The sequence below is a fragment of the Ruegeria sp. CH6 genome (assembly GCF_056537005.1).
In genome coordinates, this window is sequence record NZ_JBQFQS010000001.1 from 575,729 (window position 1) to 591,121 (window position 15,393).

Genomic DNA, 15,393 nt, shown 5'->3' on the forward strand with positions numbered 1-15,393 from the left:
GACTTGCCACCGTTTCAACTTGGCCTTAGACCCTGCCCGCAGCGGGGAGGTGGCAGAGTGGTCGAATGCGGCGGTCTTGAAAACCGTTGGGCGTGAGAGCGTCCCCAGGGTTCGAATCCCTGTCTCCCCGCCATAAGAAACTAGGCGAAGCTTACGACCACAGTTAGCCACCAAGACGCTCGATATTGGCGTTTCTTCCGATAAATTGTCCCAAGACCACCTCCTGTTCCTGTTTCGCGCTCTCAGGATCTGGACTTGCTTCGCGAATCGTTTGTGATTTGCGTGCTTGGAACACAACCATCGCGATCCTAGATTTTTTTCGTGTTTTCCGGCAAAATAACCGGCGCTGCCGACCAAGAATAATAAACTGACGATTCAGAATGAGCAGGATGTGAGACACCCACATCTTTGCCGTATCGACGGATGCGCCCCCGGTTTTTAGGGAGCGGCGAAGTCCGCGACTCAGAATGGGCCAGATTTGTGAGTTTTTAAGAATTTATAGCGAGTGGGGAAATGGAAGGCACCAAGGCGCAACCGGAACTATCTTTAGGCGCGAAGTCCGGGCCAGAGAACTCCGCGAAGATTTATTGGAGCCAAGTTCATAAACTAGCGTTCGAACGACTGCGTTTTGCAGCGACGAGCCGCGCACCGCTAACGATTTTTGGGGCGCGCTCCGGAACAGGGCGGACCCGGCTGGTTCAAGAATTGATCGCGGCAAAAACCCCCGGCTTCACAATCGCAGCAATTCTCGATCCTCGACACCTCACGGGTGACGTGCACTCGGACGCGTTGTTGGCTTTTGACCCCAAGCGAACTTGCTCCGATGATATTGAAAGCAATCAAAACGAATTAACGAGTCTTTTGGGCTCGCTTCATGCAGCACAGAGATTTCCGGTTTTGGTTGTAGACGATGCTGACCAGTTAACTGACACATATCTCGGTAATTTGTGTTCGCTGTGCGACGAAAGCGCGGGCACACGACCCAAGTTGAAGCTCGTCCTCGTTGGAAGCACCAATCTAGCTGATATTTTGTCGAATACACAGCCAGATCTCACCGGTCCTGCATTTATGCTGGAGGTGATGAGCGAAGAAGATGTGGGAGGATATGCGCGGGCAAATCTGGTTGCGCTTGGTTTCAGCGATCTCGGTCTTACGGACGACGCTGTGAGAGAGATGTTTCTGCAGACGAACGGTATCCCTGCCAAAATAAACATTATCTGCGATGGAATTCGCCATTTTATGGATGAGAGAAATCTGACCGAAATAGATCGCGAGTGCATTCGCAATATTGCTGCCAACATCAGAAGCAATAAACCCGGAAAGTTGGTCGCGGATGATCCTCCATCGAACGGGTTGAGCCCATTGGCGCCCGCGGGCTTAGGTGCACAAGCCATTGCTCACCATGCTGGAACTGATGCGCAGTTCTCAACTAAGGCAGGTTTTTCCCAACCTCATGACACACAGGGGATCACAAGTTTTTTTGGCCGAAACACAGCAGTTGTGACCGGTCTGCTAGGGTTGGCGACGGTTACGACCGCAGCATATCTGTTGATGTCAGCAAGCGGCTTTGATGAGTATCGGTCGTCATTGATCGGAGAGAGCGAAGCAACCCCGCAGAATCTTCCGGGAATCAATCCCGCTGGCAATAGTGTTGAGGTCGGTGGAGATATTCAGAAGGCTATCGAGGCCCAAGCACGTGTCACAAGACTGTCGGATGTAATAGCTGAGGTCGATCCCAGCGCCAGCGGCCTGTTTCAAGCCGCGCTCCGGCTGGCGGGAACTGACGCCGATGCTGCGGTCGCTAGCTATGCCCGAGCGGCATTAGCCGGGCATGATAGGTCCGCTTATTATCTTGGCCAGATTTACGAAACGGGTGAAGGCGTGCCTGTGGACCTTGCGTTGGCCAGGGCTTGGTACAAGATGGCTGCCCCGGAAATAGGTGGCGCTGTCGATCGGCTCAACGATCTGCACTCAAACTACGAGAGTGGAGCGTTGACAGAACCAACGCAGCTTTTTTCGAACTTGTCGGCCGACGGAGTTGCTGAATTTGTCTGGACAAGTGGGGAGGGGGCGGATCCGTCTGCCTACCGTATCGAGGTCGCCTCGCCAGAAGGAAGCGTGATCCTCGACGTGCCAGATTTAGAGCTATCAGCGGTGCGATTGATGGTACCGACGGATGCGCAGCAATGGCGTGTTGCCGCGATTGATGAACATGGCGGGCAAGAAGCGGTATCGCCTTGGGTAGACATCAGTGCGAACTAGGCGTTACCGCTTTGCCGAGCCTTTCTCGATTGATCAACAGCCGATTACGGCGCAAATTCTGTTGCGATAAGCGGTGTTTGCCTCGCTTTCGATACTGGGCTGCCCCGACGACACGACGGGACCGCAGGCAAGTTCGTAGTCTTCGCTAAGCCCCAGATTGACGCATTCCGAAATGTTCCAGCCCGGCGGTATGTCATTCAGGTCCACGTCATTCCATTTCGGATGGCCGGATTGCTGCAGTGTCTGAAACTCTTTTGCAATCAGATGGGCCACATCCGCGACCGCTTTGCAGCTTTCCTGATGGTAAGAGTTACGCGCGCGATCGTATTCGTATGTCATCAAAACGGCCTTTACCGCGACCACGTCGATGGTTTCGGTTTGGAACGGGTAGGTACCAGCCTCGATCTTTGACGGAGTGTAAACCGCTGCCAAAGTAGGATCCGTGACCGACAGAAGATGCAGCTTTTCAGGGTCGATCTGATCGGTTTGAAAAATCTTGGTGGGCGCCCCGGCAACGTAGAAGAACGCATCGATACTACCATCAAGCAGCATCTGCAGTGACGTATCGGCATTGATGGTGAGACGCTCGGCAGGCACCACGCCAGCGAGATCCAGAACGAGTGACGCGGTCAGAAATGTTCCGCTATCCTCTACGCCAACCGCCACGCGGCGACCGTTAAGATCTGATAAGGAGTTGATGTCACGCTTAGCAAGAATATGAACTTCCTCGTTATACAGCGGGAAGGCAATGCGGACGCCGAAAATCGCGCGGGCGATCTCGGGGTCTTCACTGGAATAGGTCTTCAGGTACTCCAGAACGTCACTCTGTACGATCCCAAGCTGGGTGTGGCGGCGCTTGCGAACCCCCAGAAAATTCTCCAGCGATCCCGCACTTTCGCGGACATTGAGTTCGATACCACAAGCGGAAGCAAGGTCACTCATGTCGCCGCCGATCTGAATATATGTTCCTGTGGGGCCACCGGTCAGAATGTTCCGCTCAAATGCCGACGCGGATACCGGTATTGCCAGCCCCAGCACCATTGGAAACACCGTTCTGGTGAGGACATTAACCAGTTTGAATAAATTCATCTTACCCTCCCTCGAAAATAACAAAAAAAATCAGCAAAATTCTCCGGACCGGACCAAATGCAACAGGGTTTGCCGGTTGATCTCACCGGTAGCGGCTTCCAGTGCATCAACAGCACATGTTCCGCTGGCGAGATCGGCAATAAGGCTATCAAGTGTTTGTATCGGCAGATCGCTCAGCCCAGGAGCGCCAATCAGTATGGCGCGAATGGCATCAGTAGATTGTCCTATGTTTGGAACGGGCAGGGAGCCGGTCGCTGCATCGACTGCAGCTGGCGAGGTCAAATCCTCCTGCGGTTCATCGGTCAGCGAAGAAAATCTGGAATCCGCTTCGACAGCACGACGTTCCAGTTCTTCCAGACTGGCGGCCAGATTTGCAAGCTCGTCACGATAAGCCGCAGCCTGCAGTCGCAACGAATCAAGTTCTGCCCGAGCGTTGGCTGCATTCGTTTCCGATTCCGAAAGAACAGCCTGATTGTCCAAGTGCTGTGCCCGAGCATTCTCGACTTCCTGTGTAGCTTTTGCTCGTTCCTCTTCGAGTTCGGAAACTTGAGTCGCCGCTGCATCGCGCCGTGCTTCGGCTTCGCTCGCCTCTGCGATCAGCCGGTTCAGTTCCTCACGGGCGAGTGCGAGTTCCTGCTGTATCTCACTCAGTTCGGATTTGGCGTCGGCAAGCTGAGTGTTGATCTCTTCCAGAGATTGCGATGCGGTCTTGGTCGCGGCGGTTTGCTCATTTGCCTGTGCTACTTCCGTATTTAGCTGGCTGAGCTCTGTGCGCCGGGATTCAAGTTCACCCAAAAGCGAATCCAACTCCTCTTTCGCCGCCGAAACCCCTTCGCTGGTCTGCTGAAGTGAGGCGACCATTTGGTCACGTTTTTTGGTCACAGCCTCTGTTTCAGTCTTCAACTCTGTAAGGGTAGCGTTGGCTTGGGTGATTGTTTGCCGGGACTGAGACAGTTCTTCGCCGGAACTGGCGATATCATCATCCAGTCGATCTCGCTCTTTACGCAAATCATCCAGTGATGCAGTCAGATCTGCTTTCGTTTTCTCGTCTTCCTGCAGTTGGTCAGCTAGCGTCTGCAATTCGGAGGTCAGTTCGCTAAGCCTTGCCTCGTTCTGGGAAAGCTCACTTCGCGAAGATGAAGCCTGGGATTGCAACTCTGCAAGAGCTGACTGTGCTTTGGAATGCTGAGACTGCCCATTCGCGATTTCAGTTTGCAAATCCTCAAGCGTCGCGCGCGCTTGCACAATTTCCTCTGCGACAACTTTTTGATCAGCACGTTCCCGTCCGGGGTTCGTGATTTCCACCTGCAAAGAAACAAGCTTGGTTTGCAGCTTTGTCAGCTCGGATTCTGCAGCTGCCTTTCCTTCTTCTGCGGCACGGGCAGCCAGTTCAGCGCGCGAACGTACGGCAGAAAGCGTTGCAAGCTCGATGGACATCGTGTCACGGCGATCGGCCAGCTCTGTCAGCGCAGCATCAGTTTGTTCGAACTCAGCCTGTGTCGCTGCCAGTTCCTGCATAAGATCGCTCAGGTCTTCTTCGGCAGAGCGGCGCTGTTGCGCCAGTTGAGTCAGTTTTTGGGAGGTTGCTTCGATATCAGTTGTTTCAGCGCGCGTCTGTTCGATTTGCTGAGCCAAGCTTTCATATTCTTTGTTGCGACTGACGATCTGTGTCTCCAGCGCTTCTTTCTCTTGTTTGCGCGACTGCACCGCGTCCTGAACGCGCTTGAGTTCCGCCGTGACGTCGACGATTTCTTTCTGGAGTTTTGACAGGCCTGATCGGTCCGCCTCAAGCTTAGCCTGCGTCTCGCTTACGGCTGCCTTCAGAGTTTCCAGATTGCCTTGTTCATGGGAAAGTTCAGTTGAGACTGTTTCCAGGCTGGCTTTGGTCCCGATCAGTGTCTCGTTCAGAGCATCCACTTCGGCGCTGACCTGAAGTTGGCTTCGCGTCAACTCGTCAACATCTGCTGTCAATTGATCGGCCAGCATCTGGTCCGCTTCCATCTTGCTCTTTACGTCGCGCATTTCCAGTTTCAGTTGCTCAAGGTTACCGATCTCTGCTGCAGCGGTTTCGATTTGAACGTTGAGTTCCGCCAGCCTGACGCTGGCTTCTTGTTTGCTGGTCTCAAGATCCACAAGCTCTGCCTGCCGAGCCACGATTGCGGCCTCGCTTGCCTCGTTCTCAGTTGTCAGCAGGGTCCGGGCTTCTTCCAGCTCGGCGATCCGCGAGGCATGGTTCAACCTCTCAGAATCGACTTCCGCAATCTGGGCGTGCAGCGCGGTCAGATCATCTTCGGCTTTGGTGATGTCTTCGAGTATGTTGTCTCTGGTTGACTGGGCCCGGTCGATTTCTTCTTCCAGCAGCGCAAGGATTTGTCGAAGCGAGGCGGCTGTCTGCTTCGAACCCTCAGAATTAATTGCAGGCTTTTCGGTGCCTTGCGCAAAAACAACAGGCGCCCAATTGCCAAACACTAGAATAAAAACCAATACCCAATACAGCCGAAGCTGGAACATACCCCCACACCCCAAACAAAAACGGCAAGGTAAGCATCTCACAAATTGGCCAAAAAGTCGAATCTGGGCCGCATGCAGGGACGCCCGTTCATGTGCCAAAACGTCCTCTGAGTAAGCATTGCAGGAACTCATTGAGATAGGTTGCTGCCACTGCGAAGCAGCAGAAAATGCCATCATAGCATGAGCAAACTAAGGGTGCTGAGATCAGATAAATCCGACGCCCATAAGCCTGAGCCAATCTGTTCAGACAGAATTCCTGTCATCAGTATGTACTTCGTCGGATTGTACTTTTTGGGCCAGGAATGTGACATGACATGGCTCTCTTCGGCAGGCAATGTGGTCGCAATGAATCCGATCTGGATGGCAAACAGCGTCTAAGAAGCTGTCGCACCTCTTGCTGTTGGTAAGTTAACCTCTGCAGAGTGCTTGCGAGCAGGGCAGTGAGGAATCATCTCAAGAATGGCAACCCAATCTGAAAACCACGCTGTATTTCTAAACGGCAGCCTAATGCGGCATGTCGTAAGAATGTCGTTGACCACCAGCATCGGACTGATGGCGATCTTTGCCGTGGACTTCGTTGATATGGTCTTCATCTCGATGTTGGGTAACGACGCGCTTGCAGCGGCAGTCGGTTATGCCGGTACGCTTTTGTTCTTTACCAATGCGGTCAATATCGGCCTGTCCATCGCGGCCGGAGCGTTAGTTGCGCGTGAACTGGGGGCAGGGCGGCCTGAACAGGCGCGAAACTACGGGTCCAGCGTCGCGATCCTGGGTATCGTAGTTGGCTTGGTGCTTTCAGCACTGGTGATGATGAATGTCGAATTCTTACTGTCGTTACTTGGTGCGGAGGGAGAGGTTCTGAGACTGGCGTCCCGCTATGTTTCGATCATTCTGCCAACTATGTGGGTTATGGCCGCTGCCATGACCAGCATGGCTGTACTGCGTGCGCATGGGGACGCTCGTCGATCCATGATGGCAACGATATATGGTGGCATTGTAAACGCCGTTCTTGATCCGGTGTTAATTTTTGCGGTTGGACTTGGACTGGATGGTGCTGCCATTGCCTCAGTATTGGCGAGAATCACAATGTTGGGCGCTGCGTTGTTGCCTGCCTTGAAGGTTCACGACGGCTTTGCGCGACCATCACCTCGTCAGGTGTTTGACGACTTTGGTGCGGTTCGTGCAATTGCCTTCCCAGCGATCCTAACAAATATCGCAACACCGATTGGAAATGCGATCGTGGTTCGGGAAATCGCCAGCTATGGGACAGATGCGGTTGCAGGTATGGCGGTGATCGGCAGGCTGCTGCCCGTCGCATTTTCGGTCATTTTTGCGTTGTCCGGGGCCATTGGCCCGATCATAGGGCAAAACTTTGGCGCAGGACGGTATGACCGGGTCAGGTCTGCCTTTTACGCCGGGGTTCAGTTCACCGGGATATATGTGTTGATCATGGCAGCGGTTCTGTTTCTGCTACGCGCCCCAATCGCGGATTTGTTCGAGGCTCAGGGTGAAACGCGGACACTGATCTATCTGTTCTGCGGACCGCTGGCGTTGGCTGCGTTTTTTAACGGGGTCATTTTTGTCACCAACGCCAGTTTCAATAATCTGGGCCACCCCATCTATTCCACGTGGATAAATTGGGGGCGTCACACCATCGGAACATGGATCTTTGTCGTCATCGGCTCGTATCTGGGCGGGGCATCCGGAGTTTTGTTGGGGCAGGCCTTTGGTGGCGTGATCTTCGCCGGGATTGGTTGGTTTCTGGTGGGACGCGTGGTCTCGAACCTGTCACGGCCAACCGAGGTCGAGCCATTTACCGAGCAGAACCGACTGCATTCGTTGTTCGGGCGTCGAGGCTGGTGAGCCTATACTGTTTGGCCGATTAGTTCCCTTGGTTGCGTGCTTCCAGCCGTTCCAGATTGACGACGGTCGACAACATCAGCCGATCATGGCTCCAGTCCTGCGTTTGCCTGATCGAGGCTGAACCCAAAGCAAGAAGCAACGCAAAAACCAGCGTCAGTCCAAGAAAGGCCATTGGCAGATGAGATTGGGCTGACGGTGCATCAGCCAACGCGATGACCCGCTGTCGCAGCACGCGCTTTGCTTTTCCGCTCGAAACCAGTGCCACATTCAAAACACGAGGGCTGCCGCGCGACACGGTCCGAGCGCAGTAATCCAGCAAACACGCAGTGTAGTCGCGTGTATCGATACCCTTGCGGGTGACGACTGACTGATCGCAGGCCAGCTCACGCAGTCGGCTGAACTGATACTTCAGGATCAGGTAGGCCGGGTTCCAAAATAGCAGCGGACGCAGCAGTTCAAAGCCCAACTCCCATTCGACATCATGCGCGCGAACGTGCTGCAACTCGTGAGCGAGGGCAAACCGCAAGTCGCGTGGCGTGTCCAGAAGATGGCTTGGCAGAACAACATGGCGTCGGCGCAATCCACGAACCGCAAAAGGCACGCTGATGCGATCTGAAAGACGGATGTCTACTTTGGCAGAACGCCGCCACAGAAAGCTGGTTCGGACAGTGTGCCGGATTGCCAGTGCATCACGGAAGGCCCGAAAGGCAAATACGGCAGAGAGCAATACGGCACTCACAATAAGCGCAGTCAGCAGGCGGTGCTCTCCGGACAAGATCAGTTCAATCCAACGCTGGCGTGTATTCAGCAGTGTTTCGAACTGTGTTGCGGGCATCGCAATGTCGCCACGCAGATAGGCAGCCACAGCGATATCCCCAAAGGCAACCGCTTGACCGGGCCAGATCTGACCGGCAACTAAAGTGGCACCCAATGCCAACAGTGGACTGAGTAACACGCATACACATAGCGCCTTGAGTGCGCGCAGTTGCACAATATAGCTATGGCCCAGCGCAGTGCGTGACAAAGCTGCCCGCGCAGCCAGCCAGATTACAGCCGACATAGCCAGAACTATGTTCAATTCGAGATACGCATCGAGAACCGGTTTAACCGCTGTCATTTTGCAGTCTCCTCTCTACCAGTGCCCGAATTTCCTCCAAATCGGTTTCACTCAGCCCCGCATCATCGACCAGTCGCGCAACCAAGGTCGCGGGTGTGTCGTCAAACAAAGTGCGAGAAAGGTTCTGAAGCGATCTTGCCTGATACCTGTCTTTTTCCAGAAGCGGCGTGTAAATCAGCGTCTTGCCGTCCTTGCGGCTCTCGACAAAACCTTTTTCGTCGAGAATCCGCAGGATGGTTGCACCGGATGTATAGGCCAGATTGCGCTCTGGCGGCAGACGATCCAGGACATCACGTACCGAGCCTTGCCCGAGGACCCAGAGTTCGTTCATGAACTCAAGTTCAACCTCGGTCAGAAGATTTCCCGTCTTTCTTTTTCGCATTGATCTCGGTGTCGCCATTTTACCTAGTGTGCCTGCCAGACAAGCATCCTTTTGCCTTTACGCAAAGCCTAAACTTTCCAGAACACGAAAACGCCCCATCCGATCGACAGGAAAAGCGGCGTCCAGACCGGTTGCCCCACCAACCCGAGCCAGGCGAGGAAGATATAGGCCGAGCCAAGCAGCGTGATGAACAACCGGTCGCCCAGAGTTGTTGTAAGGCCCAACACACCTCGGCGTTCCAGCCCGTCGCGGAATTTGACAACCTCGAGAACACCGATCAGGGCGATGGCCGAAAAGATGCCCACGAACACGGCCAGAGTTGCAGGTGTCCAGGCCATCCAGAAATCAGGCCAGAGCGGATCAGTCCAAGAGAACCCTTTTTCCTCTTGTTGGCCGACATTCCCCCAACCGGCCTTGGCCTGAGCGAAAGCTGTCGATGGGGCAAGAAAGGAGAGGGCGAGAAGAAGTTTACGCATATCGAACCTCACACACGTCCCATCGCGAAACCACGCGCGATGTAGTTGCGGACAAACCAGATGACGATGGCACCGGGGATGATGGTCAGGGTTCCGGCGGCGGCCAGTAGACCCAGTTCGTATCCCGCACTGGAAGCTGTACGGGTCATCACGGCGGCGATGGGTTTCGCCTCGACCGCTGTCAGGGTCTTGGCCAGCAGCATTTCCACCCAAGAGAACATGAAGCAGAAGAACGCCGCGACGCCAACGCCCGCTTTGATATTGGGTAGGAAGATGGTCACGAAGAAACGCGGGAAGGAATAGCCGTCGACATAGGCCGTCTCATCCAGTTCCTTCGGAATGCCACGCATAAAACCTTCCAGGATCCACACTGCCAGCGGCACGTTGAATAGGGTGTGCGCCAGTGCCACGGCCAGATAGGTGTCGAACAGGTGGATCGACGAATAGAGCTGGAAGAACGGCAAGGCGAAGACTGCGGCAGGGGCCATCCGGTTGGTCAGCAGCCAGAAGAACAGCTGCTTGTCACCCAGAAACCGATAGCGCGAAAACGCATAGGCCGCAGGCAAGGCAACACAGACCGAAAGTACAGTGTTCAGAGTCACATAGGTGATCGAGTTGATGTAGCCCCAATACCACGTTGGATCGGTGAAGATCGTGATATAATTCTCCAGCGTAAAGGTCTGGGGAAACAGGGAAAAGCCCGACAGGATCTCGTTCGTTGTCTTGAATGACATTGCTACCAGCCAATAGATCGGCAGCATCAGGAACGCGATATAGAGGATCGGGATGATGGATCGCATCTTCATTGCGCGTCATCCTTTGTCATCAGAGTGTAGAAGAGCCATGAGACCAGCAGCGTGATGGCGAAATAGATCAGGCTCATCGCGGCCGCAGGGCCAAGGTCGAACTGTCCAAGCGCGATCTTCACGAGGTCGATCGACAGCAGAGTGGTTGAGTTGCCGGGGCCGCCGCCGGTAAGAACGAAGGGCTCGGTATAGATGTTGAAGCTATCCATGAACCGCAAAAGTACGGCGATGGTCAGGACGGTCTTCATCTTGGGCAGCTGGATGTAGCGGAACACCGACCAGGGGCTGGCACCGTCGATCTTGGCGGCCTGATAATAGGCGTCCGGGATCGAGACGAGACCCGCGTAGCAAAGCAGCACCACCAGCGAAGTCCAGTGCCAGACATCCATCACGACGACTGTGATCCAGGCCGACAGCGGCTGTTGCGTCATGTCATAGTTGATGCCCAGAACGTCATTCAGGAAGTATCCCAGAAGACCGATCTGGGGCAGGGTGAAGATGTTCCACATCGACCCGACCACGTTCCACGGGATCAGCATTGGCAGGGCCATCAGGACCAGACAGACAGGCACCCAGAAACCTTTGCGCGGCATCGACAGGGCCACGATGATACCAAGTGGCACCTCAATGATCAGGATCAGGAAGGTGAACAGGAATTGCCGACCCAGCGCGGCTTGGAAGCGGTCGGAACGCAGGATCTGTTCGAACCAGCCCAGTCCTTCCCAGAAGAACTGGTTGTTGCCGAAGGTTTCCTGCACCGAGTAATTCACCACCGTCATCATTGGCACCAGCGCGTTGAACGCGACCAGCGCCAGCACCGGCAGGACAAAGAACCATGCTCTTTGGTTTTCCGTTCTCATTGCGCCCGCTCCTCGGTTGCGATCCAGCCGTCACGGTAGACGCGGGATTGTTCAGGTTTGAATTGCAGGAAGACCTGTGATCCGGGTTCGGGCACGCTGTGTTCGGTCACGGCCTTGAGGGCGGTGTTGCCGACCATGGCGCTGACCACATAGTGGCGACCGATATCTGAAACTTTAGTCACATGCGCCGGGATGCCCGCGTCGCCAAAGCCCACGTATTCTGGGCGGATGCCCAGATCGGTGCGACCTCCGTCGCCATGGGTGGGGCCTTCCAACATAACCTCGTGACCTTCGAACACAGCGCGGTCACCTTTCGCCTCACAGGGTAGAACGTTCATGCCGGGCGAGCCGATGAAGTGACCAACGAACGTGTGCTGAGGGCGTTCGAACAGTTCGACCGGGGTGCCGATCTGTACCACTTCGCCCTCCTGCATCACCACGACCTCATCCGCGAAGGTCAGGGCTTCGGTCTGGTCGTGGGTCACGTAGATCATTGTCGCTTTGACGCGTTGGTGCAGCTCTTTCAGTTTGGAGCGGAGTTTCCATTTCAGATGCGGGTCGATCACAGTCAGGGGTTCATCGAACATCACTGCGTTCACGTCGTCTCGCACCAGACCGCGACCCATCGAGATCTTCTGTTTGTTATCCGGGCTAAGACCCGAGGCGCGTGTACCCAGCATATCCGTGACGTCAAGCATCTCGGCAATCTCATCGACGCGACGCTTGATTGTCGCCGGGTCGACCCCCCGGTTTTTCAGTGGGAAAGCCAGATTCTCGCCCACGGTCATCGTGTCGTAGATCACCGGGAACTGGAACACCTGTGCGATGTTGCGCTGGTCGGGGGGCAGGGCGGTCACGTCACGATCGTCAAACAGAATCTGTCCTTCGGACGGCGTCAAAAGACCCGAGATAATGTTCAGCAACGTGGACTTGCCGCAGCCCGAAGGGCCCAGCAGAGCATAGGCCCCGCCATCGCGCCAAGTCACGTCGATTTCCTTCAGTGCATAGTCTTCCGGGCCTTTCGGCGTCGGCATGTAGCTGTGTCGCAGGTTTGAAAGCTTGATCTGTGCCATGTCAGGCCACCCTTTTGCCGTCTTGGCCGAAATACCGGCAGTGGGCCGGGTTCATGTAGAAGCTGTGATCTTCGCCGACCTGATACGGATGCACACCCGTGGCGAGCGACACCCACGCATCATCGCCATGTTGGAAATGGGCGCTGGAATCCGAACCGGACAGTTCGGTCACAATCACCCGGCCGGTAAGCTCCACATCATCATCGGAAGAGCGAAACGGGGTCACCCGATGGGGCCGCACTGCGACCATGTAATCTCCGTCGGCCATGTCTGTGACAGTCCAGCCACCTCCACCAGCCAATTGCGCCTGAGCACCAGAAACAGTGATGCGCGCGACATTGATCGGCGGATCCGAAAAGACCCGCGCGGCGGCGATGTTCTCAGGGTTGCGATAGATGTCAGCGGTCGGCCCGAATTGGGTCACGCGGCCATCTTCCATCAAGGCCGTGTATCCACCCAGTAGCAGTGCTTCTTCGGGCTCTGACGTGGCATAAACCACCACAGCGCCACGACCTGCAAACAGATCGGGCAGCTGCTCGCGCAATTCTTCACGCAGTTTATAGTCAAGGTTGGCCAACGGCTCGTCTAGGAAGACGGCGCGGCTCTCTTTTGCAATGGCACGCGCGAGAGCGGTGCGTTGCTGTTGTCCACCCGACAATTCATGTGGGCGGCGGTGCAGCATCGGGCGCAGTTGAAGCAGATCGGCGGCCTCTTCGACGCGGCCTTCGATCTCGGATTGCGCCATGCCTGCCACGCGCAGCGGCGAGGCGATATTGTCGAATACAGTCATATGTGGGTAGTTCACGAAGAACTGGTGCACGAGGCTGATTTTCCGCTTTTGCGTATTCAGCCGTGTGACGTCCTGCCCATCCATCAGGACCTTGCCCGAGGCGATCGGGTCCAGTCCGGCCATCATCTTGATCAGAGAGGTCTTGCCCGAGCCCGTCGCGCCCAGCAGCACGTTGAAGTGGCCTGTTTGAAGGGTCAGGTTTGTGGGCTTGATATGGATGACGTTGCCGACCCTTTTGGTCGCGTCTTGAAGTTCGATCATGTCCGTGGGTTCCGGTCCTTCAGTGCGGTGCACTGGTCTTGAGCTGGGGGTGCCTGATGCGGCACCCCCGGGTTTCATTGGCTTACTGAGACTGCCAGCGCTGAACCAGTTCGTCATAGTTGACGGTCTGGCCTTGCGGCTTTTCATTCTCAAGCTTGGCCTTGGGCGAGCCCGCTTTTTCCAGCCAGAAAGCAGGGTCTTGCGGGTCGTTCAGGCGCGGGCCACAGCCACCGTAAACACCGGCGCTTTCATCCGCGGCCTGCATACGGGCCATGGTGATGTCCATCTCTTCGGCCAGACGGTCCATCGCCTCTTGCGGTGTAAAGGCACCCGAGTTCACGTCACCGATCTGCTGCCACCAGATCTGGGCCAGCTTCGGATAGTCCGGCACGTTGATGCCAGTCGGCGACCATGCCACACGGTCAGGCGAGCGGTAGAACTCGACCAAACCACCCAGCTTGGGTGCGCGTTCGGTGAAGGACTCGTGGTTGACCGAGCTGTCGCGGATGAAGGTCAGACCCACGTGGGACTTCTTCACATCGACAGTCTTGGAGGTCACGAACTGCGCATAGAGCCAAGCTGCCTGAGCACGATCCTCGGGGGTCGACTTCAGGAAGGTCCATGAACCCACGTCCTGATAGCCAACCTTCTGGCCGTCTTCCCAATAGGGGCCATGCGGGCTGGGCGCCATACGCCACAGCGGTGTGCCTTCGTCGTCCACGGTGTTGTTGCCTTCGGACTTCGGCTTCACCATGTCGGCCGTAAAGGCAGTGTACCAGAAGATCTGCTGGGCCACGTTGCCCTGGCTGAGTGCTGGCAGCGACTGGTAGAAGTCATAAGACGCCGCACCCGGCGGTGCATAGTTGCGCAGCCATTCATCCCACTTGCGGATCGCGTATACCGCAGCCGGACCGTTTGCAGCACCACCACGCGAGACGGACGCACCAACAGGGTTACAGGTGCCCGCTTCCATGCGGATCCCCCATTCGTCGACGGGAACACCGTTTGGTTCACCCTTGTCGCCGGCACCAGCCATTGACAGCCAGGCGTCGGTCATGCGCCAGCCAAGGTCAGGCGCGCGTTTGCCATAGTCCATGTGGCCGTAGATCGCCACGCCGTCGACTTCTTTCACGTCATTTGTGAAGAACTCAGCAATGTCCTCGTAGGCTGACCAGTTGACCGGAACACCCAGATCATAGCCGTACTTCTCTTTGAACGCGGCTTTGTTGGCTTCGTCGTCAAACCAGTCTTTACGGAACCAGTAGAGGTTCGCGAATTGCTGATCGGGCAGCTGGTACAGCTTGCCGTCCGGACCGGTCGTGAACTGAATGCCCATGAAGTCATTCAGGTCCAATGTCGGTGAAGTTGTTGCCGCCCAGTCGCCTTCCATCATGTCAGTCAGCGGGTAGGCCAGCTGCAGACGCGAGTGGGTGCCGATGAGGTCGCTGTCATTGACGTAGCCGTCATACAGGTTCCGGCCGGTTTGCATCTGAGTCTGTACGGCCTGAACCACTTCGCCTTCGCCAAGGATCTGGTGGTTGACCTTGATGCCGGTGATTTCCTCGAACGCCTTGGTCAGAACCTCGGATTCGTAAGAGTGGGTCGGAATGCCCTCGGACAGGACGTTGATTTCCATGCCAGCGTAGGGTTGTGCAGCTTCGATGAACCACTGCATTTCCGACATCTGTTCGTCTTTCGACAGGGTCGATGGCTGGAATTCGTCGTCGATCCAACGTTGTGCTGCGGCTTCGTCGGCCCAAGCAGAACCGTGCCCCGCAATGACGGCAGCCGCCGCCACTGCGGAAAGTAGATGTCTCCGCATCTGTTTCCTCCCAAAAAATTATGGTTACCCGGTGGGGACCGGATGGCGGGCAGCATCAGCGATTTGTTGCGCATCTGTCAA

Annotated in this window: 12 protein-coding genes and 1 tRNA gene; 3 read left to right on the forward strand and 10 right to left on the reverse strand. The window is 55.7% G+C overall.

Features of this window, described 5'->3' with window-relative positions; translation table 11 throughout:
• Positions 1-43 precede the first annotated feature (43 nt).
• Together ACR0CW_RS02950 and ACR0CW_RS02955 are read left to right on the forward strand one after the other, a co-directional pair.
• Positions 44-133, forward strand: a tRNA-Ser gene (locus ACR0CW_RS02950).
• A 380-nt stretch (positions 134-513) separates the two neighbouring features.
• Positions 514-2,262 carry an AAA family ATPase gene (locus ACR0CW_RS02955; RefSeq protein ID WP_480786768.1) on the forward strand — a complete coding sequence of 583 codons (1,749 nt, stop codon included), beginning with the start codon at positions 514-516 and terminating at the stop codon, positions 2,260-2,262.
• 33 nt (positions 2,263-2,295) lie between these two features.
• On the opposite strand, the gene ACR0CW_RS02960 is transcribed toward ACR0CW_RS02955, so the two are convergent.
• Together ACR0CW_RS02960 and ACR0CW_RS02965 are read right to left on the reverse strand one after the other, a co-directional pair.
• Entirely contained in the window at positions 2,296-3,351 is a 1,056-nt protein-coding gene (locus tag ACR0CW_RS02960) for a TAXI family TRAP transporter solute-binding subunit (protein WP_254436798.1), read from the reverse strand.
• Positions 3,352-3,381: 30 nt separating this feature from the next.
• Positions 3,382-5,862 carry a coiled-coil domain-containing protein gene (locus tag ACR0CW_RS02965; protein ID WP_480786769.1) on the reverse strand — a complete coding sequence of 827 codons (2,481 nt, stop codon included), beginning with the start codon at positions 5,860-5,862 and terminating at the stop codon, positions 3,382-3,384.
• 525 nt (positions 5,863-6,387) lie between these two features.
• Between ACR0CW_RS02965 and ACR0CW_RS02970 the strand changes: the two genes are divergently transcribed.
• Positions 6,388-7,725, forward strand: coding sequence for an MATE family efflux transporter (locus tag ACR0CW_RS02970; RefSeq protein WP_480786770.1), 1,338 nt, complete (start codon positions 6,388-6,390; stop codon positions 7,723-7,725).
• Between the two features lie 19 nt (positions 7,726-7,744).
• Here ACR0CW_RS02970 and ACR0CW_RS02975 read toward each other — a convergent pair whose 3' ends face one another.
• The 8 genes from ACR0CW_RS02975 to ACR0CW_RS03010 form a co-directional block, all read right to left on the reverse strand.
• Complete coding sequence (locus tag ACR0CW_RS02975; RefSeq protein WP_480786771.1) at positions 7,745-8,842, reverse strand: M56 family metallopeptidase; 1,098 nt, start codon at positions 8,840-8,842, stop codon at positions 7,745-7,747.
• Positions 8,829-9,224, reverse strand: a complete 396-nt coding sequence (locus ACR0CW_RS02980; protein WP_480786772.1) for a BlaI/MecI/CopY family transcriptional regulator — start codon at positions 9,222-9,224, stop codon at positions 8,829-8,831. Before ACR0CW_RS02980 ends, ACR0CW_RS02975 begins: the two co-directional genes overlap by 14 nt.
• A 68-nt stretch (positions 9,225-9,292) precedes the next feature.
• Positions 9,293-9,700 carry a DUF2160 domain-containing protein gene (locus tag ACR0CW_RS02985; RefSeq protein ID WP_480786773.1) on the reverse strand — a complete coding sequence of 136 codons (408 nt, stop codon included), beginning with the start codon at positions 9,698-9,700 and terminating at the stop codon, positions 9,293-9,295.
• 8 nt (positions 9,701-9,708) lie between these two features.
• Positions 9,709-10,506: a carbohydrate ABC transporter permease gene (locus ACR0CW_RS02990; protein WP_480786774.1), complete on the reverse strand. Its 798-nt coding sequence runs from the start codon at positions 10,504-10,506 to the stop codon at positions 9,709-9,711.
• Positions 10,503-11,366 carry a carbohydrate ABC transporter permease gene (locus tag ACR0CW_RS02995; protein ID WP_480738931.1) on the reverse strand — a complete coding sequence of 288 codons (864 nt, stop codon included), beginning with the start codon at positions 11,364-11,366 and terminating at the stop codon, positions 10,503-10,505. The genes ACR0CW_RS02990 and ACR0CW_RS02995 overlap by 4 nt, the downstream gene beginning before the upstream one ends.
• Positions 11,363-12,439 carry an ABC transporter ATP-binding protein gene (locus tag ACR0CW_RS03000; protein ID WP_480786775.1) on the reverse strand — a complete coding sequence of 359 codons (1,077 nt, stop codon included), beginning with the start codon at positions 12,437-12,439 and terminating at the stop codon, positions 11,363-11,365. Before ACR0CW_RS03000 ends, ACR0CW_RS02995 begins: the two co-directional genes overlap by 4 nt.
• Before the next feature lies 1 nt (position 12,440).
• The gene (locus tag ACR0CW_RS03005) at positions 12,441-13,490 is read right to left on the reverse strand and encodes an ABC transporter ATP-binding protein (protein ID WP_480786776.1); all 1,050 of its coding nucleotides are present in this window, start codon (positions 13,488-13,490) and stop codon (positions 12,441-12,443) included.
• A gap of 82 nt (positions 13,491-13,572) precedes the next feature.
• The gene (locus tag ACR0CW_RS03010; RefSeq protein ID WP_480786777.1) at positions 13,573-15,312 is read right to left on the reverse strand and encodes an ABC transporter substrate-binding protein; all 1,740 of its coding nucleotides are present in this window, start codon (positions 15,310-15,312) and stop codon (positions 13,573-13,575) included.
• Positions 15,313-15,393 lie beyond the last annotated feature (81 nt).